Source organism: Thermodesulfobacteriota bacterium, assembly GCA_040754335.1.
Classification (GTDB): domain Bacteria; phylum Desulfobacterota_D; class UBA1144; order Nemesobacterales; family UBA2774; genus 2-12-FULL-53-21.
Genome location: JBFMCV010000005.1, coordinates 324,446 through 345,358, shown reverse-complemented (window position 1 = coordinate 345,358; position 20,913 = coordinate 324,446). Strand labels below are relative to the sequence as shown.

Annotated in this window: 19 protein-coding genes and 1 tRNA gene; 16 read left to right on the top strand and 4 right to left on the bottom strand. The window is 52.6% G+C overall.

The window, feature by feature from the left end; all coding sequences use genetic code 11:
* Positions 1-494: 494 nt before the first annotated feature.
* Positions 495-1,076 (bottom strand): hypothetical protein, encoded by a 582-nt coding sequence (locus AB1598_12490; protein ID MEW6145824.1) that lies wholly within the window; start codon positions 1,074-1,076, stop codon positions 495-497.
* Positions 1,077-1,476: 400 nt separating this feature from the next.
* Between AB1598_12490 and AB1598_12485 the strand changes: the two genes are divergently transcribed.
* The 12 genes from AB1598_12485 (at position 1,477) to AB1598_12430 (ending at position 14,634) form a co-directional block, all read left to right on the top strand.
* Entirely contained in the window at positions 1,477-2,472 is a 996-nt protein-coding gene (locus tag AB1598_12485; GenBank protein MEW6145823.1) for a phosphate ABC transporter substrate-binding protein, read from the top strand.
* Positions 2,473-2,516: 44 nt separating this feature from the next.
* On the top strand, positions 2,517-4,814 hold the full coding sequence (locus AB1598_12480) for an ABC transporter permease subunit (GenBank protein MEW6145822.1): 2,298 nt from the start codon (positions 2,517-2,519) through the stop codon (positions 4,812-4,814).
* Positions 4,815-4,870: 56 nt separating this feature from the next.
* Positions 4,871-6,496 (top strand): phosphate ABC transporter permease PstA, encoded by a 1,626-nt coding sequence (pstA, locus tag AB1598_12475; protein MEW6145821.1) that lies wholly within the window; start codon positions 4,871-4,873, stop codon positions 6,494-6,496.
* 47 nt (positions 6,497-6,543) lie between these two features.
* Entirely contained in the window at positions 6,544-7,401 is an 858-nt protein-coding gene (gene pstB, locus AB1598_12470) for a phosphate ABC transporter ATP-binding protein PstB (protein MEW6145820.1), read from the top strand.
* A gap of 63 nt (positions 7,402-7,464) precedes the next feature.
* The gene (locus tag AB1598_12465) at positions 7,465-7,890 is read left to right on the top strand and encodes an arsenate reductase ArsC (protein MEW6145819.1); all 426 of its coding nucleotides are present in this window, start codon (positions 7,465-7,467) and stop codon (positions 7,888-7,890) included.
* Positions 7,891-7,935: 45 nt separating this feature from the next.
* Entirely contained in the window at positions 7,936-8,598 is a 663-nt protein-coding gene (gene phoU / locus AB1598_12460; protein MEW6145818.1) for a phosphate signaling complex protein PhoU, read from the top strand.
* A 194-nt stretch (positions 8,599-8,792) separates the two neighbouring features.
* A complete protein-coding gene (gene prmC / locus AB1598_12455; protein MEW6145817.1) occupies positions 8,793-9,644 on the top strand; it encodes a peptide chain release factor N(5)-glutamine methyltransferase in 852 nt (283 codons plus the stop codon).
* Entirely contained in the window at positions 9,632-10,888 is a 1,257-nt protein-coding gene (gene murA, locus AB1598_12450; GenBank protein MEW6145816.1) for a UDP-N-acetylglucosamine 1-carboxyvinyltransferase, read from the top strand. The genes prmC and murA overlap by 13 nt, the downstream gene beginning before the upstream one ends.
* Entirely contained in the window at positions 10,885-11,508 is a 624-nt protein-coding gene (hisG, locus tag AB1598_12445) for an ATP phosphoribosyltransferase (GenBank protein ID MEW6145815.1), read from the top strand. Before murA ends, hisG begins: the two co-directional genes overlap by 4 nt.
* 236 nt (positions 11,509-11,744) lie before the next feature.
* Entirely contained in the window at positions 11,745-13,085 is a 1,341-nt protein-coding gene (egtB, locus tag AB1598_12440) for an ergothioneine biosynthesis protein EgtB (protein ID MEW6145814.1), read from the top strand.
* A gap of 54 nt (positions 13,086-13,139) precedes the next feature.
* On the top strand, positions 13,140-14,102 hold the full coding sequence (gene egtD, locus AB1598_12435; protein ID MEW6145813.1) for an L-histidine N(alpha)-methyltransferase: 963 nt from the start codon (positions 13,140-13,142) through the stop codon (positions 14,100-14,102).
* A gap of 37 nt (positions 14,103-14,139) precedes the next feature.
* Positions 14,140-14,634 (top strand): DUF427 domain-containing protein, encoded by a 495-nt coding sequence (locus AB1598_12430; protein MEW6145812.1) that lies wholly within the window; start codon positions 14,140-14,142, stop codon positions 14,632-14,634.
* 112 nt (positions 14,635-14,746) lie between these two features.
* On the opposite strand, the gene AB1598_12425 is transcribed toward AB1598_12430, so the two are convergent.
* Positions 14,747-15,469 (bottom strand): hypothetical protein, encoded by a 723-nt coding sequence (locus tag AB1598_12425; protein ID MEW6145811.1) that lies wholly within the window; start codon positions 15,467-15,469, stop codon positions 14,747-14,749.
* A 487-nt stretch (positions 15,470-15,956) separates the two neighbouring features.
* On the opposite strand from AB1598_12425, the gene ispE reads away from it, so the two are divergent.
* Both ispE and AB1598_12415 read left to right on the top strand, forming a co-directional pair.
* Positions 15,957-16,838, top strand: coding sequence for a 4-(cytidine 5'-diphospho)-2-C-methyl-D-erythritol kinase (gene ispE / locus AB1598_12420; GenBank protein ID MEW6145810.1), 882 nt, complete (start codon positions 15,957-15,959; stop codon positions 16,836-16,838).
* 102 nt (positions 16,839-16,940) lie between these two features.
* Positions 16,941-17,465, top strand: coding sequence for a gamma carbonic anhydrase family protein (locus AB1598_12415; protein MEW6145809.1), 525 nt, complete (start codon positions 16,941-16,943; stop codon positions 17,463-17,465).
* Positions 17,466-17,480: 15 nt separating this feature from the next.
* On the opposite strand, the gene AB1598_12410 is transcribed toward AB1598_12415, so the two are convergent.
* Together AB1598_12410 and AB1598_12405 are read right to left on the bottom strand one after the other, a co-directional pair.
* The gene (locus AB1598_12410; protein ID MEW6145808.1) at positions 17,481-19,094 is read right to left on the bottom strand and encodes an ATP-binding protein; all 1,614 of its coding nucleotides are present in this window, start codon (positions 19,092-19,094) and stop codon (positions 17,481-17,483) included.
* A 62-nt stretch (positions 19,095-19,156) separates the two neighbouring features.
* Entirely contained in the window at positions 19,157-19,729 is a 573-nt protein-coding gene (locus AB1598_12405) for a CAP domain-containing protein (protein MEW6145807.1), read from the bottom strand.
* A 330-nt stretch (positions 19,730-20,059) separates the two neighbouring features.
* Between AB1598_12405 and AB1598_12400 the strand changes: the two genes are divergently transcribed.
* Both AB1598_12400 and AB1598_12395 read left to right on the top strand, forming a co-directional pair.
* A tRNA-Glu gene (locus tag AB1598_12400) sits at positions 20,060-20,137 on the top strand.
* A gap of 91 nt (positions 20,138-20,228) precedes the next feature.
* Positions 20,229-20,834 carry a calcium-binding protein gene (locus AB1598_12395; GenBank protein MEW6145806.1) on the top strand — a complete coding sequence of 202 codons (606 nt, stop codon included), beginning with the start codon at positions 20,229-20,231 and terminating at the stop codon, positions 20,832-20,834.
* Positions 20,835-20,913: the final 79 nt, after the last annotated feature.

Below are 20,913 nucleotides of genomic sequence, written 5' to 3'. Positions count from 1 at the left end.
CTTCAGTCGGGTTTAAGCGCAAGGAGCGATCCCGGCGGCCTTTAACCGATGTCGCAGCTGCAGGCGGCGAGAAGCGTAACGAGAAGAATTGAAAATAATGTCAGGTATAAGCGCATGCTGATATCCTTTCCGAGTATTTTTAACGCCTGGAAGAAATTATACAATTAAAATCCGGCTCTCAAAATATCAGGTCCGGCGGGGCGTGTTCAGCCGCGAGGTCAATCCCATCCGCTTGCGCATAATTATTTTCACAGGAGTCCGATAGCCCGGCCTGATGTCCCCCTGTTTCACCCGGATCGATTCAACCGATGCCGCACTGGCAGGCGGTGACTAAGAGAGCAATGAAGAGTATGGCAGTCAGGGCAATATACGTGCTCATGATCTATCCTCGCTAGAAAATTATTCGAATGACTCTAAAAAAATTATACGCGGATTATTAAGGATTGGAACCGGAATTTCTTCCGAAGGGCACGGATCGGACGACTTAAGTGATTCTAGCAACGGCCGGACTGTATATCTAGAGCGGATGCGAGACCTTCCCGTATAGGCTCGATCTCCTTCTTGTAATGCTCCAGATCCTTGCCATAGCCGACGGGATCGTTCTGCCACGACAGGAACCTTTCGAAGATGGATTTAAGGTTCGATGTTACGTCGGAGGAATCAAAGACCCAGCCGAAATCCTCCTTTAGCGGAAAAAACAGCCTGAAAAAGAATATCTTGCGTGTCAGGTGGTCCTCCAGGATTTCGAGGTCGTCGAACTCGAGATTAATGAGATCGAACCACCCCGTCCTCACCCAGCTGTAGCCCGCCCCGAAAGCCATTGCGAGCTCAGGCGTAAGTCCGAGCCTCTCTCCGGCCTCCTTCCCCAATTCGGTAAACACGTACGCGGCTTCCCTCGTAAGGTAGTCGTGCTCGTGCAGCTTTTTTTCCATCCCTATCAGGTTGCGTATCAGCTGGGGCTCTTTTTCTATATAACGGACCAGGTCGAATTTCCCTATATCCCCGCAGAGCTCGAGCGATACGGATATGTTCTCCCACTCTCTCTTGGCTATCTGAAATACCGACCGTATCTCCATTTCGATCAATCCGCTCAGTTGTTCTATGCAGTTTTATATGAATATGCGGGGACCCGGCTGCCCGGCCCTGCACTAACACACCCCACACGATAACAGGAGATGATGAAGATTGGATTAACCCCCTATTAATCTGCCGTTAACCCTGTTTTGTCAGATAAATATATGCTCTCATAATGATGATGTCCGGGAGCCCGGCTATATTCCCGCCCGGATGATCTCTGAATCATGCTTCGAGTTAAGGTACAATAATTCGAAAGGCCGGCACGGAATTGAAAAATTATCAATAATAATTCAGTAATCACAGGAGACCGTTAACTAGGGTTTAATCTTTTCTTAACATATTCTTCATAATCCTGAGTTTTAATCCTTGCCAGATTAAATCTCTAAAGGAGGTATTAAAATGAGTAAAACTAGACTTCTTAAAAGCAGCTTAATTGCTTGCTTTACTGTATTTGTTTTAACGATTGCCGGAAATTTCGCAATCGCAGCCGAGACGTTGCAGGTCGATTCGGCCATACCCGCATATTCGAAGACGAGCGGGGTTTCGGGGAACATCAACAGCATTGGCTCGGACACGATGAACAACCTCATGACCCTCTGGTGCGAGGGGTTCACAAAGGATTACCCCAACGTAAAATGCCAGATCGAGGGAAAGGGCTCGAGCACCGCACCTCCGGCCCTCATCGAGGGGACAGCCCAGTTCGGACCCATGTCCCGCCCGATGAAGGATAAAGAGATAGACGAATTCGAGAAAAAGTTCGGTTACAAGCCCACTGAGGTTGCTACTTCGATCGACGCGCTAGCCGTATTCGTCAACAAGAATAACCCGCTCGATTGCCTGACCATGGAGCAGGTGGACGCGATATTCTCCAAGAACAGGGCATGCGGAGGCACGGAAGACATCACGACTTGGGGTCAGCTCGGCCTTACGGGCGAGTGGGCCAACATGCCGATAAGCCTTTACGGCAGAAACTCCGCCTCAGGGACCTACGGCTTTTTTAAAGAGCATACGCTCTGCAAGGGCGACTACAAAGACTCCGTTAAGGAACAGCCGGGCTCCGCTTCGGTCGTTCAGGGCGTAACTGAAGACAAGGGCGCTATCGGATACAGCGGCATCGGTTACGTGACGTCGGGCGTCAAGGCGCTCAAGCTCGGAAAGAAGCCCGGTGAGTGCGCTGAGCCCATCCTCGACAATATCGTCAGCGGAACTTATCCCCTCGGAAGGTATCTATATCTATATGTCAACAAGAAGCCGAACGAGGCACTCGATCCGCTCCGCCTGGAGTTCCTGAAATTCGTACTCAGCCAGGAAGGACAGCAGGTAGTAATCAAGGACGGTTATATGCCGCTCCCCGCAACGGTTGACTCCGAGCAGATGAAAGTCATCGCTAACTGATTGTAGTCGTCAAGTACCACAATACGGTCTGAACGGGAAGATTTATGACACCACAAGTCAAATTGAAAGAACCTAGACAAGTTTCCTCCGGAGTCAAGCGGAGGAAACTTGTCGACCGTATAGCAACAGTAATCGTCACTATCGGGGGAGTGGCGATAATACTTTGTATCATAGCTATTCTCGTTTTTATCGGGGTTGAAACCGTCCCTCTCTGGAAGGGCGTGAAATCAGAACTGGTAAGCACTTTTATACTCAAGGAATCTCCCGACCTCGCTTCATATTCACTCGACAATCCGGACAAGAGCCGGTTCCCGTTCATGGCTGCGGGGACCGACGAATATAAGGAAATCGGCTTCATTGTCGCAAACGACGGTACTGTAACCTTCCTGTCCCTTAAAGACGGGAGCACAATAAAGAAACAGCAGATCCCGGGCCTCGAAGGCACAAAAATAATTTCGAGCTACGTTTCGGAGAACAACGAGCTCTACAGCTTCGGGACTGAGGACGGCAACATACTGCCCGTCAGGATGGACTTCTCGACGAGCTTTGAAGGAGATAAAAGAATTATCACGCCTGAAGCCGAGGAAGAAGCCCCTTTGAATGTCGGCTCCTCGCCTCTAGAGATTATTGCATTTGAGGAGACCGAGGACGGAGAGCAAGCTTCAGCTGCGTACACGTCGGGGGGGGAATTGCTGTTTTCGGGGACTGTCGGTTCCGGATCGATGCTCGGGGGAGGAGAAAAGAAGCAGATCACGCATAACCTGACCGGGAATCTCGAGGGAGGCAAAGTGACCGCTCTCGGGCTCGACAGCTTCCTCAGGAACCTCTATGCCGGGACAAGCAACGGAAAGCTATACCACTGGGACGTAAGAAACAAGGAGAACCCGGTGCTTCTCGATGTATTGAATGCGGCCCCGAATTCAAACACTCCTATAACGGCGCTCGCCTTCCTGCTTGGAGACCGTTCGCTGATCGTAGGGGACGGTGCAGGGGACGTGTCCGTATGGTTCGAGGTCTCGGATTCCGATTCCCCGAGGGGCAACGTGCTTAAAAGGATACACGAGCTTCCTCCTCTGGAGCTGCCGGTTATGAGCATACTGCCCTCAGCGAGGGACCGTAGTTTTATAGCTTCAGACAACGGCGGCAACATAAACCTTTACCATGCGACATCCGAGCAGAAACTGGCGTCTTTCAAAACGGACGGGCCCCGTGTCCGGAACCTCGTCTATCCGCCAAAGGCGGACGGAATAATCGCGATCGATCAACAGGGGAAGCTCTACGACTGGGACGTCGACAACCCTCACCCGGAGACGAACTTCAAGACTCTTTTCGAAAAGGTCTGGTATGAGGGTTACAGCAAACCCGAGTACGTATGGCAGTCGACCGGCGGGACGGACGATTTCGAGCCGAAGTTCAGTTTAACTCCTCTAGCCTACGGCACGCTAAAAGGAGCAATATACGCGCTGCTGTTTGCTATACCTCTTTCCATATTCGCGGCCCTCTGCGTCTCACAGTTCATGCACCCCGCGCTCAGAAACACGATCAAGCCTGTAATAGAAATCATGGCGGCGCTCCCGAGCGTGGTATTAGGTTTTTTTGCGGGCCTCTGGCTCGCGCCTTATATTGAAAAGATTATCCCCGCAGTATTTACGCTGCCGATCGTCCTGACGATATTCACATTGATAGCCGTCTTCATATGGGGGTATCTGCCGAGAAAAATAAAAGGCAGGTTCAAAGAGGGGTCGGAGCTTTTCTTGCTGATCCCGGTAATCCTGCTTGCGGTCGTAACGACATTATGGATAAATTCGCCTGTCGAACAGATGATATTCGGCGGAGACTACAAGGCCTGGTTCTATAATGTCCTCGGTCTCCAGTACGACCAGAGGAATTCTTTAATTGTCGGTTTCGCCATGGGTTTCGCGGTCATACCGATAATATTCACCATTTCGGAAGACGCCCTGTCGAGCGTGCCCAAGCATCTCGCCGCGGGCTCTCTCGCGCTCGGCGCGAACAAGTGGCAGACCGCTATCAGGGTCATACTTCCGACTGCGAGCCCGGGGATATTCTCGGCAGTAATGATAGGCTTGGGAAGGGCGATCGGTGAAACGATGATCGTGCTCATGGCGACAGGAAATACCCCGATCATGGACTGGAGCTTCTTTAACGGTTTCCGTGCGTTATCGGCTAATATAGCGGTAGAGATACCCGAAGCCCCCCACGGGGGGACACTCTACAGGGTGTTGTTCCTGGCTGCGCTCCTTCTATTCTTCTTTACCTTCATCGTTAACACCGCAGCGGAGATCGTGAGACAGAGGCTGAGAAAAAAATTCGGACAATTATAAAACGATCACCGATATGCAGATATGCAGATGCCTGACAAATTATTGAGGTATGGGAAATGAATAAAAAGTTCTGGAAAAGCGGCGACCCCTTCGTCTGGCTGACAGGCGTGGCGCTCATGTTCAGCCTGCTTATGATTGCGGGTCTCCTTTATCTCATAGCGGCGAAAGGGCTCGGGTTTTTCTGGCCCGCAAACCTTGCCGAGATTCAGCTAAAAGACGGGAGCAAGGTGCTGGGCGAAATCACAGGTCACGAAAAGGTCAAAGGTTATGACGCTGCCGACGATGAGCCCTTAATAGAAAGGACACAGCTCAAGATAGGGAACAGGGACTTATACGGGCTTGACTTCAGATGGGTTGACGACGACCAGATACAGAATATCAGCTACCCCAAATACGCGGTCGCTCTCGAGCGCAGGGAGTGGGGGAATATGTACGGTTTCATTAAGGAGATTACGGATAGCGGGAACGCCGTCTGCCGCGGCAACGAGGAATGCTGGCCTGTCCTCGAAACCCAGATCCCGAAATATCAGAAAATAGCAGACGAAATTAAATCGATCGAGAAAGGAGTGATAGGGGGCATCAACGCCCAGATAGAGAACCTGAGACTGGATATCCGGGGTCTCGAGATGAAGGGCGGGGACAACCGGGAAGAGATACTGAAAATCCAGGCAAAAATTAATGAGGAAGAGGAAAAATACAAGGAGCAGGAAGCCGTCTTGTCCTCCCTCTACACCGAATTCAACAAAGAAAAGATAGTGATGGCGGCGGCTGACGGCCGGGAAAAGGAAATGCCCGTAGGAAATATCGTACGCGCGTACAGACCGAACGGTATGAGCTGGTTCCAGAAGGCCTTCTTATATACGTCGAAAGTCTGGGAGTTCATTTCGGCTGAACCGAGAGAGGCAAATACGGAGGGCGGCGTCTTTCCGGCGATATTCGGCACGGTGCTGATGGTGCTTATCATGAGCGTGGTCGTCTTGCCGTTCGGGGTCGTTGCGGCTCTCTATCTGAGGGAGTACGCAAAGCAGGGGGTGCTCGTAAGGACCGTAAGGATATGCGTTAACAACCTTGCCGGCGTGCCCTCGATCGTATTCGGAGTCTTCGCGGTGGGTTTCTTCATATACGGCATGGGGAGCACTATCGACAGCATCTTCTTCAGGGAAGCCCTGCCCAACCCGACTTACGGGACGGGGGGCATACTGTGGGCGTCCCTCACGCTCGCCCTCCTTACGGTGCCCGTTGTGATCGTGGCGACTGAGGAAGGCCTGGCTGCGGTGCCGAAGGAGATAAGGGACGGCTCCCTCGCGCTCGGAGCCACAAAGTTCGAGACTACCTGGAAAATCGTTATCCCGAGCGCCATGCCAGCAATATTGACGGGGCTCATACTGGCGATAGCGAGGGCTACCGGAGAGGTCGCACCCCTAATGATAACGGGAGTCGTGAAGCTTGCCCCCCAGCTCCCTATCGACAGCTACTTCCCGTACATGCACCTCGAGAGGAAGTTCATGCACCTGGGATTTCATATATATGACGTGGGCTTCCAGTCGCCTAACGTCGAAGCCGCAAAGCCCATGGTTTATACCACCGCGCTGCTTCTTATATTGATCGTCGTGGTTTTAAACCTGACCGCAATAATCATAAGGAACCGTTTGAGAAAAAAATACACTACCTCGGCAGTTTAATAGATGTTATATTAATTATTACTCCGCGGTGGATAGTCGAGGAGGCTATGACAGAAGTGATTACCGAAAAAGCGAAGGAAGCGGCGGAACCAAGAATCAGCGAGCAGATCAAGGTGCACGGCGATCCGAAATCGAGCAAGTTCAAGGTGCCGGACCCTATAGTCGAGGTAAACGACGCGAACCTGTACTACGGCGAAAAGCAAGCTTTAAAGAGCATTTACATGGATATCCCGAAAAATAAGGCCACTGCGTTCATAGGGCCTTCGGGATGCGGGAAGTCTACGCTTCTCCGCTGCTTTAACCGTTTGAACGACCTCGTCGATTCAGCCCGCGTCGAGGGAGAGATACTTATCGACGGCGAGGATATCTACGACGCGAGCGTCGATATAACCGAACTCAGAAAGAATGTCGGCATGGTCTTCCAGAAATCAAACCCGTTCCCCAAGTCCATATATGAAAACGTCGCATACGGAGCGAGAATAGCCGGCGAGAACAGAAAATCCGTCCTGGACGAGCTCGTGGAGAAGAGTCTCAAGGGCGCGGCCCTCTGGGACGAAGTTCACGACAGGCTCCACGACAGCGCGCTCGGCCTCTCCGGAGGGCAGATGCAGAGACTCTGCATCGCGAGGGCGATAGCGGTCGAACCCGAGATACTGCTCATGGACGAACCGTGCTCGGCGCTCGACCCGATAGCCACAGGCAAGATCGAAGACCTCATAACGGAGCTCAAAACTAAATACACAATCGTTATAGTCACTCACAACATGCAGCAGGCTTCCCGCGTGTCCGATTACACCGCATTTATGTACCTGGGGGAGCTCATAGAGTACGACACGACGGAAACGATATTCCTCAAGCCTAAGTATAAGCAGACCGAAGACTACGTCTCCGGAAAATTCGGATAATAACGAACCTTCGTCCGACAACCAGATTCTCTCCCCTGACTTATTCATTACAGGAGGGAAAAAATGCCCAAGGAAGGTAAAATTAAAGTTATATTCATTTGCACACATAATTCTGCGAGGTCGCAAATGGCGGAAGGGATATTGAGACACCTGTATGGCGACAGGTTCGAGGTTTACAGCGCGGGCACGCAGCCGTCCCGCGTGAGCCCTTACGCCATACGGGTAATGGACGAGATAGGGATCGATATAAAGGATCACACGTCTAAAAACCTCGACAGGTACGCAGACACGCAATTCGACTCCGTTGTCACGGTTTGCGACGGGGCGAGCGAAGCATGCCCCGTTTTCACCGGAGGTGGCAAACACATACACAGGGGGTTCAAAGACCCGGCGGGATTCAGAGGCAAGGACGAAGAGATACTGGCCGGATTCAGAACCGTAAGGGACGAAATAAAGGGCTGGATAGAGTCCGAGTTCAGCGGGAATTGACCGCCGGCCTCAAATCATGGGTCTTGAAAGCCCGCAGGAAATAAAATGGTCAGATTAGAAGAAGAAATCAGCAAGTTAAAGAAAATGCTTTTCGAGATGGCGACATCCGTCGAAGAAATGATCGCCAAGAGCATAAAGGCGTTAAAAGACCGGAATATGATCATGGCCGAGGACGTAATAAAGTCAGACGCCAAGATCAACCAGATGGAGATCGATATAGATAACCAGTGCATCAGGATACTCGCCCTCTACCACCCGGAAGCGGAAGACCTGAGGACGGTGTCCATGATAATGAAGATAAACAACGACCTCGAGAGGATAGGAGACCACGCCGTCAACATAGCCGAGAAAACGATTTACCTTGCGGACAAACCGCCCGTAAAGCCGCTTATAGATATCCCCCGTATGGCCGACAAGGCGATACAGATGCTCCAGGAAAGCCTGGACGCTTTCGTCAATAAAGACGCCGAGCTCGCTATAGAGGTATGCAAGAGAGACGACGAGGTCGACTCCCTCGAACCACAGATAGTGAGGGAGCTCGTCACCTACATGATCGCCGACCCGCAGACAATCGACAGGTCTCTCACCCTTATACTGATAGCCAGGGAGATCGAGAGGGTCGCCGACCTCGCGACGAACATAGCCGAGGACACTTACTACATCGTCAGCGGGCAATCGATGAAACACCATTCCCTCGAGAAGCCCTAGCCTGCTTTAACGCCCCGGCAGCCGCTCGGGATAATAAATGCGAATCCCCCCGGCCTCACACGGCCTCCACTCGACCCGGCAGCACCCCCATGCCGGCAAAGAAGGATACATATTCGGTAGTATTGTATAATTTCCTTGAAAAGATGCGTTATACGTATAAACTCTTAGCCTTCTAAAGGCGGGATCTTAAGGCCATGCACTTGAAAGACCTTTACACGTTCGGGAAGGAAAACATGAGGCTCCACCTGATAGAGAACCCCTCGCTCGAAGCGTCCATCCTTCTTTCAAAGTCAAGCGCCATAAAGGACTTCTCCGAAATTTATGCCTGTCCCGACAGGGAGCTCGACCAGGTCAAGGTAGAGGAATTTTACAGGCTCCTCGAAAGGAGGATCAAGAACGAGCCGATCGCCTATATCACGGGCGAAAAGGAATTTTACTCAAGGTCTTTCTCCGTGAACAGAAACGTTCTTATACCGAGGCCCGAGACGGAGCTGCTCGTCGAAGAGGCGTTGAAGGCGGCCGAAGCTCCAGAGAGACCGGCGATACTGGACGCGGGCACAGGCAGCGGGTGCATAGCGGTAACAATCGCGTGCGAAAAGCCGGGTGCGAGGGTTTTTGCCGCCGACATTTCGCCCGGAGCGCTCGAGCTTGCCCGGGCAAACGCGGAGAGACTCAGTCCCGAAGGCCGCATATTCTTCGTTCTCGGGGACTTGACAGAGCCCTTTAAGCGGGGATCGCTTGATCTGGTGGTATCGAACCCGCCCTACATACCGGAGGCCGAATACGCGATGCTTCCGCCCGACGTGAGGGATTACGAGCCGCGGTCGTCTCTAGTGGGGGGAGAGGATGGGCTTTTCTTCATAAGGAAGATAATCGCCGACGCGGGAAGGGTGCTTAAACAAGGCGGTTGGTGCATGCTCGAGGTAGGGTCGGGCCAGTCGTCCGACGTGAAATCGCTTTTCGGAGAGGCCGGATTTACCGAGATTTCATGCAAGAGAGATATTAACGATATAGAGAGGGTCGTGAGGGCTCAATGGAAAAAATAGTAGTCGAGGGCGGAAAAAGGCTCGAAGGCGAAATCGTTGTCAGCGGCGCCAAAAACGCGGTCCTGCCGCTCATGGCCGCCTGCATACTGTCGGAAGGAAAGAATATAATCACCAATGTCCCCGACCTCGCAGATGTGAGGACAATGGCGAAGCTGCTGCAGATACTCGGAGCGGACGTGGACTACGAGAACGGCACGCTCACGATAGACGCGTCGAACCTGAACAGCTGGGAGGCCCCTTACGACCTCGTCAAGACCATGAGGGCGTCCGTGCTCGTCCTGGGCCCGCTCACTGCCAGGTTTGGCAAAGCCCGCGTATCTCTTCCGGGCGGCTGCGCCATAGGGGAGAGGCCCATAGACCAGCATCTGAAGGGTCTATCCATACTCGGCTCGAAGATCCAGATCGAAGAGGGCTACGTCGAAACGAACGCCCGCAGGCTCACGGGCGGAATAATCCCTTTTGATGTGTCGACCGTTACAGGGACCGAAAACCTTATCCTGTCCTCGGTGCTTGCCGAGGGGGAAACGATACTCCTCAACGCCGCGTGCGAGCCGGAAGTAACAGACCTTGCGACCGCGCTCAACAGAATGGGGGCCGACATCACCGGCCTGGGAACGGACATAATAACGATAAGAGGGGTAAAGAAGCTCACGCCTCTATCCAGCTACGAGGTAATGCCCGACAGGATAGAGGCGGGGACATATATGATCGCCTCCGTGCTCACAAACGGCGACCTCTTGATCAGGAACTGCCGCTTCGAGAACATGGGCGCTCTCATAGGCAAGCTCATAGAGATCGGGGCGCAAATAACGCGCGAGGGCGGCGGGATCAGGGTAAGATCGAACGGAGGACTGAAAAGCACGGACATCACGACCCTGCCGTACCCCGGTTTCCCGACCGACATGCAGGCTCAGATGATGACGCTCATGAGCACGGCTGACGGGCTCAGCGTGCTTACGGAAACGATATTCCCGCAGAGGTTCCTCCACGCCGGAGAGCTCAGGAGGATGGGGGCAGATATCAAGCTCGTCGGAAACAGCGCCGTCGTAAGGGGCGTGAAGAATCTCAGCGGCGCGCCTACGATGGCGAGCGATCTCCGGGCGAGCGCATCACTCGTTCTTGCAGGGCTCGCCGCAGTCGGCAAAACAGAGATATCGAGGGTATACCACCTTGACAGGGGCTACGACAAGCTCGACACCAAACTCGAAACCTTAGGAGCCAGCATCTGGAGGGAGAAAGAATGATAACGCTTGCTATCGCAAGGGGAAGGCTGCTCAGCGAGGAAGTGACTCTTCTCACGAAGGCGGGTTATCCCGTCGAAAACATATTGAAAGACTCAAGGAAGCTCATTTTCGAATACCCTTCCCTTAAACTGAAGATACTGATTATACGCCCGACTGATATACCGCCTTACGTCGAGTACGGGGCGGCCGATTGCGGCATAGTGGGTATGGATACGCTCATGGAAGAAAAGCATGACCTCTACGAGCCGCTCGACCTCGCGATCGGGAGATGCAAGCTGGTGGTAGCGGCCCCGAAGGGCTTCGAGTATTCTTCGACCGGCTCGCTCAGGATAGCGACCAAATACCCTAGGATCGCCCACGAGCACTTCTCGGGGAAGGGCGTAGGGGCGGAGATCGTGAAGCTCTACGGCTCTGTAGAGCTTGCGCCTATAGTCGGCCTCTCGGACGTAATCGTGGACCTCACGGCCACGGGTGAAACGCTCAAGAAAAACAACCTTGTCGAGTTCGAGACTATATCCGACATCTCTGCGCGACTCGTCGTGAACAGGGTGAGCATGAAGGTCAAGTCCGAAGAGATAAAAGAGCTTATAAGGAAATTAAAAGAAGTCAGGGGCGGGTGACCCCGCTCCCCTCAGTGTCGGGCAGACATAATTTAAAGCAACCCCGCAGCATTCCGATACCGTCCCATTCCGCTTTATTCCGATGTGCCTTTAACACACTCATAATAATTTCAGCCTTTGATTAAACACAAGATACGGTAAACTAAATATTTGTATATACTGACGTTGAGCCTTAAACTTAGAAAACCTACCCCTTTCAGACGCTATCCGAAGGGGTGTAATTCCGGGAGAAGAAAATGGAAGCCAAGGTTAAATCCCGTGAAAGCAATCATGAGAAAAGCAAAGGCGATAATGCAAGGCCCGGCGGACTTTCGAGGGATTTTTTAAGAGAAAGATTTAAAACGGTCAGGGAATTTTCCCACACGCTTGCCGAGCCCCTCGAGATAGAAGATTACGTCATACAATCCATGCCGGACGTCAGCCCCACCAAATGGCATCTCGCGCACACGAGCTGGTTCTTCGAGACATTCGTCTTATCAAAGGCCGTCAAAAGATACAAATCGCCGAGCCCCCAATACGCATACCTCTTTAACTCCTACTACGTTCAGGCGGGAGAGAGACACCTCAGGCCCAAAAGGGGACTTATTTCGAGACCGACAGTCGAAGAGACCTATCACTACCGGAACTATGTCGACGAACATATGGTCGCTTTCATGGACGATGCGGACGAGAGGGAGTGGAATGAATTCTCTCCTGTCATCGAGATCGGAATACACCACGAGCAGCAGCACCAGGAATTGATAGTAACAGATATTAAACACGTATTTTCGGAGAACCCGCTCCGACCGGCGTACAAGGCGGAGAACCACAAAAACGGCAAGACCGCGAGAACGGCTCCTCCTGCGAAATGGATCGCATACGACGGCGGAGTGCATCCCATAGGGCACCCGGGAAAGGGGTTCGGGTACGACAACGAATACCCGCGGCACAAGGTTTACCTCGAGCCATTCAGTCTTCAGTCGCGTCTGGTCACGAACGGGGAATACTTCGGGTTCATAGAGGACGGCGGCTACGAGACCCCCGAGCTGTGGCTCTCCGAAGGCTGGACGGCCGTCGAATCGAGGGGCTGGAAAGCGCCTTTTTACTGGGAGCGGAAAAACGGGAAATGGGCTCATTTCACTCTATCCGGCATGAGGAGCGTTGACCCTGAAGAGCCCGTATGTCACGTATCTTATTTCGAGGCCGACGCCTACGCCAGGTGGGCGGGGGCGAGACTGCCGACGGAAGCCGAATGGGAGGTCGCTTCAGACGGCGTGCCTGTCGAAGGGAATTTCGCCGAGAGCCTGTCTTTCCGTCCTGGGGCGGCCGAGACCGATAAAAACAAACAATCTATCCAACAAATGTACGGCGACGTCTGGGAATGGACCCAGAGCCCCTACACGTCCTATCCCGGATTCAAAACGCTACCCGGAGCGCTCGGCGAGTATAACGGCAAGTTCATGTGCAACCAGTTTGTACTTAGAGGCGGTTCGTGCGCCACGCCGAAGTCTCACATCAGAAATACGTACAGGAATTTTTTTCCTCCTGACGCGAGATGGCAGTTTATGGGCATAAGGCTCGCGAAGGACCGTACATAGACTCTAAATCCGATAAATCCAGCCGGTCCTCCGGAGCGTATAACCTATAGTCCGATGCATAAGAACATCCTGCGGTTGGAAAAATTCGAGCCCGAGAAGGAGAGCCTGATTAACGAGGTCGTCACGGGGTTCGAGAAGCCGCAAAAGCAGCTCCCCTGCAAGCTCTTTTACGACAAAAGAGGCTCCGCGCTGTTCGACGAGATATGCGAGCTCGATGAATACTATCCGACGCGCACAGAGATCGCATTAATGAAAGAAAACATCGAGGACATCTGTTCCTACATCGGACAGAACTGCCTACTCGTGGAGCTCGGAAGCGGCAGCAGTGTTAAAATAAGACTCCTCCTCGATAACCTGAAAAACCCTTCAGGCTACGTACCGATAGATATTTCGGAAGAGCACTTAATGGAATCCGTAGAAGCGCTCGCGGCCGATTACCCCGGGCTCCGGATAATGCCCGTCTATGCCGACTACACTCAGCCCTTCAGCCTCCCCGGCTTCGATTTCCCCTTCTCGCGCACCGTGTTCTTCTACCCCGGATCGACCATAGGTAATTTCACGCCCGATTCGGCGAGGACATTCCTCGGCAGGATAGCCAGGCGCGCGGGCCGCGGGAGCGGTCTACTTATCGGAGTCGACCTGGTAAAAGACATAAAGACACTCGAAGACGCATATAACGATGCGAAGGGAGTGACCGCCGAATTCAATCTCAATATACTAAAAAGACTCAACCGCGAGATAGCCTCCGATTTCGACATCGAGAAATGGAGACACAAAGCCTTCTTCAATACCCGCGAAAGCAGGATAGAAATGCATCTCGCAAGCACGGTCGACCAGAGGGTCAGAGTCGACGGCACGAGCTTCCTTTTCAGGAAGGATGAAACGATACTGACGGAATATTCATATAAATACACTCTCGAAGGTTTCAGGGACCTCGTATCGGACAGTTACGGCGTCAAGAGGGTGTGGACAGACAGGGACAGAAAGTTCAGCGTACAGTACTTGAAGGTAAGATAACTCGATATTTGCAGATACAACATACATTATAACCGTAATGAGCCGCCATCGAATAGAACCCGGACCAGGACAGGAATCCGTATGGGACTACCCGAGACCGCCGCGTGTCGAATATTCCCGTAAGCACGTAGAGGTCTTTTTCAATAATATCCTGATCGCGGACTCGACGGACGCCGTACGTGTCCTCGAGACAAGCAGTCCTCCCGTCTATTACATACCCCGCGGGGATATAGAGATGAAGTTTCTGATCCCGGGCGGCAAAATGACGGTTTGCGAATGGAAGGGCGCGGCGTCCTATTATACGGTCTCGGTCCACGGCAAACGCGCGGAAAACGCCGCCTGGCACTATCCCGATCCGGCGCACGGTTACGAAGTCATTAAAGACCACATAGCCTTTTATCCGCAGATGATGGACGCATGTTACCTCGACGGGGAGCTTGTTAAAGCCCAGCCCGGGAGATTTTACGGCGGATGGATAACAGCGGACATCGTAGGCCCTTTCAAAGGAGGACCCGGAACGGAGGGGTGGTAATGTACTTCACGTCTCTTGTTCTTAACGAATGAAGCTCGACCCAAAATTCCCACAAAGCGGATATTCAATTATCCCTCACGAATTTCCCATTTCATAAATAATTGCCCGCCGGCTACTCCGACGTGAAATCGAGAGTCATGGTCAAGCCTCTGATAGTCCCACGGGCCTTCTCGAGGGCCTTGCTCTCTTTGTTGAATGTGAACTCCGTCTCGAACTCGAAGTAATCCGAAACCGGACCGAGAGCGCCGTTCTTCAAATAATAGAGGTAAGTGTATTGAATAGCGTCATCCTTTTCCTCAATTGAATACGGTTTGCCCAAAGTATCTACGATGTTCTCCATCCCCGGTATCTCGTCGGGGTTACTCCCCCTGAAGATCGAGCTCGCGCTCTTCGAGAGCTTGTTTATTTCCGCTTCACCCATCGAAGAGAACATCTTCTTCAAAAGGGGAATGGATATGTATTTCAGGAAGCGCTCCGGGAAGATTATTTCCTTCACCATTTCGTTCTGCATCAGTATCAGTATCGGAATATCGTACTCATGTCCCTCCCTGTCCCCCGTGAGATACTGCTTCTCGAATATATATGTCCATAATTCCCCCTCACCGTTCTCCTCTTTTTTGAGCGGGCCGTTTTTCATGAGCCAGACCATGTCCCCCGCTTCGAGAACGGGATTCAGAAATATCAGGATGAGGCCGCCCTTGTCGCTGAGCTCGAAATTGCTGTCGAAATCGTTAAGCTGGTTCTGGACTTTATAAAGCCTCAGGTATACGCAGCCCGTGACGAAGAGGAGGAAGGCAAGAAGAATCGAGCGGAGTGCAAAACGTTTAGGATTCATAAGCCGAAGATTACCCCGTGAGCGATAAAACAAATTATAGTCGGACGAGCTTCACTTCTACTTTACTCGCAACACGATAGGTTCACAATAAGGAGTAATCTTGAGGAGTCATAAAATGCAAAAACGGGAGTAATTCTCAGTCAAGAATTACTCCCGTTCTCTTAAAGGAGGATGGAGGATGACTTTTAAGTATTGCTATTAATTTTATATATAAAAGTAAAGTACGATACTTTAAATGTCAAGGGATTATTTTCGGCGGCCGGATTTATTTATAAAATACAGCCCGAAATGCTCATAACCATCTGTCAGCACTATATTTATCGAAATCATTCAGGACTCTTATTATTTTGGCATTTCGTTCTTAAGCCGGTCAAAACAATCGCTTTAAAAATATGCGGATATTCCGTAACTATTTACAATATACGGGGCGATTGGTTTATATTGAAAAATCATACACATCCATTACATTCTAGCACGGTCAGACGCTATGGGCTCGATAACACTTCTCTCACCGGCAAAGGTCAATCTCACTCTCGAGGTCTTGGGGAAAAGACCCGACGGATACCACGATATCAGGTCGCTCATGCAGCCCGTCGATCTCTTCGACGAGGTGACGGTTGAGACGACCGGAGGCGAAGGAATCGAAATCAGGTCGAGCGGTATCGATATCCCCCGGGACAAGAGCAACCTCGCCTGGAAGGCAGCCGAGTTGTTTCTCGGAGAGAGCCGTCTCGACACGGGCATTGCCATATCGATAAAAAAGAAGATACCTCCCGGCTCGGGCCTCGGCGGAGGGAGCAGCAATGCGGCGGCCGTCCTCACGGGGCTGAGCAGGATCACGGACACGCTGTCCGAGGAAACCCTATTCGGCATTTCCCCCAGGCTCGGCGCGGACGTGGCTTTTTTCCTGCGGTCGGTCGCATCGGTAGCTGAAGGCATAGGGGAGCGTATAACAGTAATCAAAGACTTTCCCCTTCTTTACTACGTCATACTCTGCCCTAACCTCCATGTATCGACGGTCGATGTCTACACGAAATGGGACGAAATGAATACCGGAGCAGCCGTCGAGAAACCATCATTCGATATCGATAAAGCAGTCGAGCGGTTCAAGGGAGAGGGCGCAGACCTCCCGCTCCGTAACGATCTCGAGGCGCCCGCGTTCGAGCTATACCCGGAGATAAAGGCATACAAGCAGATACTTTGCTCGCTCGGCGTGAAGAACGTCCTCATGACCGGGAGCGGCTCCGCAGTATACGCAGTATTCAGGGAAGAGTTCGACGCATACGAGATCTACGAATACCTGAAAACGAGCCCGACGTTTCAGGTCTTTTTCGCGACTGGCATCAGGGGATGGCACAGGCTGATTTGAAACCGGACGGCGGGACTAGAAGAACCGCACGGTAAAAATTTTATGTGTGTAAAATAATTATTTCCGAACTGAAATTTGCTCTTGCAGCGGAGGAGGACAACCTTGATATATTCACTCGGAGAGCGAAGGGTCGAAATAAAAGGCGGCGATTACTACATCGCCGATAACGCGGTCGTTATAGGCTCGGTGATAATCCACAACAACGTAAGCATCTGGTATAACGCCGTCATCAGGGGCGATTACGAGCCCATAACGATACTCGAAGATACCAATATCCAAGACGGGGTCGTGATACACACGGACGCAGGGATTCCGGCTACGATAGGCAGAGGCGTGACTGTTGGCCATCAGGCCATGCTCCACGGGTGCACGATAGGGGACAACAGCTTGATAGGTATAAACGCGGTGCTGCTCAATAACTCCGTAATAGGGAAGAACTGCATCATCGGGGCCAACTGCCTCATAACGCAGGGAAAGGTCATACCCGACAACTCCATGGTGCTGGGCTCCCCGGGGAAAGTCGTAAGGGAAGTCACGCCCGCCGAGATAGAGGATTTGAGATCGTCGGCCGGGCACTACGTAAAGAATTTCAAGCGGTTTAAAAAAGAGCTCAAGAGGCAGGACTAGGCAAGAAGAATACTTTTATCCGTAGAGCTCCTCTATGTACTCCTCCCCCTTCCCTTCTTCTGGAGCATTTGAGATCTCCTTATAGAAGTCCTCCCCGTACTCCCTCGTCTTCACCACGACAGGCATCGGAACTGCGTGCCCTAAAATCAGGGCCTGCTGCTTCGTATCGAGGCTCGCGAGAACGGACCTCAGCCCGGACGTGTTGCTCACTCCCGTGAGCACGGACTGTATGTCCTTCTCGTCGTTAAGGAGCGCCGTTATCCTCGTCCCCACCTGCGAAATAACCTCGTCGTCTATACCCGAAGGCCTCTGGTCGACTATGAGCATCGTCACCGAATACTTTCTCAGCTCCCTCGCTATAGTCCCGAATATGGTCTGCTTCGCCGCCTGGGAATTCAGGAACTTGTGCGCTTCCTCGATCGTGATCATGAGCTGCCGGGGCTTATCGGAAGAGTCTTTCGTCGCGTGGTATTTCTCTGTCCTGTCTATATATGTATCGTGGATCCTTCTCGATATGATGTTCGCCGCAAGCAGGTACGCGAGCGCGCTGTTGCTCCTTCCGAACTCGAGCACTATGCTTATCCCGCGCCCGAGGTGGTCGAGTATTTTCTTGATCGTCCCTTCGCTCTGAACGCTGTCCTCCACTATGAACGGGAGCGCCCTGATCCTGTTGAGCTTCCTCCTCATTGCGGAGAGGGACTGTACGTGCGTGCCGAGCTCTTTCGATATGTCCGCGAGCTCGTCTTCCTCCCACGAGAGGAGCTCGGAGAGCCACCTCTGCCCGTACCGCCTGTATATGGCGAACGCGGATTCTATCGCCGTCGTGTTGAGCTGAAGCTCGTCCTGGAGGAGCGCTATGTCCTCGATGTCTATCTGGTCGAGCGATATGAACGCCTCGACGTCGGGCTTCCTCCCTCTCTTCCTGGTCGACCCGGGGTCGAGCGAGAATATGGCGACCTTCTCGGGAAAGAGCTGCTTGAGCCCCTTGACGAAGCCCTTCGAGTCCTCGCTCTCAGTTTCCCAGCCGTACTCGTTGTGCATGTCGAATATGAGGTTCACGGCTTTCCCATATCTGATGACGCCCGCGAGCATGACCCTGGTTAAAAATGTCTTACCTGTCCCGCTCTTTCCGAATATGCCGTTACTCCTCTCGACGAACCTGTCGAGGTTTATGCAGACAGGTATGTCCATATCGAGCGGCGTGCCTATGTTGAAGAACCTGCCCTTCCCGTCCTCTTTGCCGAATACGGTGCTCACATCAGCGCTCGAGGCTTCAGATACTGATGCGAAATGCGGGGGGATGGTCTTGACAGGCCGGAGCTCACGGTCCCCGTGCGCGAGCATCAGCATGGGTCTAAGCTCGATCGTCGCGTATGCGCTCGTGCCGGAGAGCACGCTCCTCAGGAGCTCTTCATCACGGGAAGGCGGATTGACAAGTATGTCGGGGGACGAGGCGTCCAGCCTAACGTCCGTGATTAGTGTGAAGAACTGATTGTAAAGTCCGTGAATGACGACGAACTTCCCGGCCTTCACCTCCTCGACGCTCCTCTCTGTGCCGAGCTTCATCTGAAGCCCCTCGACGAGCGAGCCGCTCGTAATGAGACCGAGTTCCTTAACGTCCTGAGTCATATCGTCAGCATTGAGAATAGCCAAGTGGCGGGGCTTTAGCAAGAAACCGGGACGGCGGCCCGTTAATTGCTCTCGGTCGCGACGTCGATCGTCCAGTAGAGGGTAGAGCTTCCCTGAAACATGCCCTCGGCTGCGCCAGCGCCGACGTCCTCGTATACGGGGTCCATCAATATCGCGCAGTGGTCAGGGGAATCCAGAAAGGCCTCAACGACGGCCGCTTCGTCCTCAATACCGACGAGTATGGTCTCGCCCCATGCGCTCGGGTCGTACCCTTCGTTCATGAGCCTGTCGCCCGTGTCGGAGCCGTCCGAGCCCTCGTGGCCGAAGAACTGGTTCTCGGCCATATCGAGCGAGTGCCCGAGCGCCGCGGCCTCTAACCTGTCGTCCCAGCTGAGCGGGGGAGCCGCCGGGAAGAATTCATTCCCGCAGTCCCGCCCTTCCGCCCTCGCCTCGTTTATGAGCTCGAGTATAGCGGACTCGAGATCATCCGGAGGGGGACTCGCAGGGGGCGGGTTAGTCGACCCGGGCGTAGAGTCGCCCCCGCCCGACCCGCCGTCGCATGCAGCGAAGATCAGAAGTAAAATGAAAAGAACCGCGTTTAGAGTGAGCAGCTTTTTGATCGAATCATCCTCCACATATTAGTCATTCTGAACTTGTTTCAGAATCTCGTTTTACCCTTTGTTTAATTGTCATTGCGAGGAGCGATTTATCCCGGCGTAGCCTTTAGGCGAAGCCGGAAGCGACGCGGCAATCTCTTGAAAATGAGAGATCGCCACGGCCGGAACACGGCCTCGCGATGACAGAAAATAAGTGTCATGCCCGAAACATTTATCGGGGTAACCCCGGTACGCATAAATTATACCCCGCAAGAAACCCCTTTCCTCTTCTTTTAAACCGAAGCGCGATATCCGTGTCGTTGCTTTTATGTATCCTTATGATAAATTTAGAAGCCTGCTTTAGAGCACGGCCCCTTCGTCTAGCCTGGCCTAGGACGTAGCCCTCTCAAGGCTAAAACACGGGTTCAAATCCCGTAGGGGCTACCAACCGGCTGCATTAACTCAAAATACATCCAGATAGACTCGCACGGCCCACTTGTTGTATAGTTAGGACATCACAAACACGTGAGGATGAGCCATGAAAGCTAAATTTTTATCCCTGATCGTGATTCTTATGCTCCTGTCCGCACTTTTAATACCGCTCAGAGCCGGTTCCCAGAATCAGGCAAATTCGGAGGCGGCAACGAATGAAGACGTCGTTACGGGCACGGACGGGAACGATAAAATAGACACGGGCGACGGAAACGACAACGTTTCGGGAAAGGGCGGGAACGATTTTATAGAATCTGGCGAGGGAGACGACCTCGTCTCGGGCGGAGCGGGTGACGACAAGATACAGGGCGGAGCGGGCGACGACTACATAATGGGAAACGAAGGCAGCGACACGGTCAGCGACGGGCCGGGGAGCGACTTCATAAACCTGGGCCCCGGCAACGATACGCTGGTTTATTACCTCGATAACAATAAGGGATACAAGGATTATGCGGTCGGCGGCGAAGGGGAAGACACTCTTATAATCGTGTCGGACGATAATCTCGACGATTTGATGAAAAATCAGATCATCAAATATTACGAGCAGCAGAACATGGTGGGCGCCGACGTCGGGCGTTTGGGAAAACTCAATATGACCCTGGGGACGAGTGACTTCGAGCACATAATGTTCGCGACCGGTTTCACATTCTGAAAGAGCCGCCCGGAAAAAGACCCTTTAGAAAACGGAGTGGTCCTCCATCATCTTTTTTACCCTCTAATCCGAATGAAGA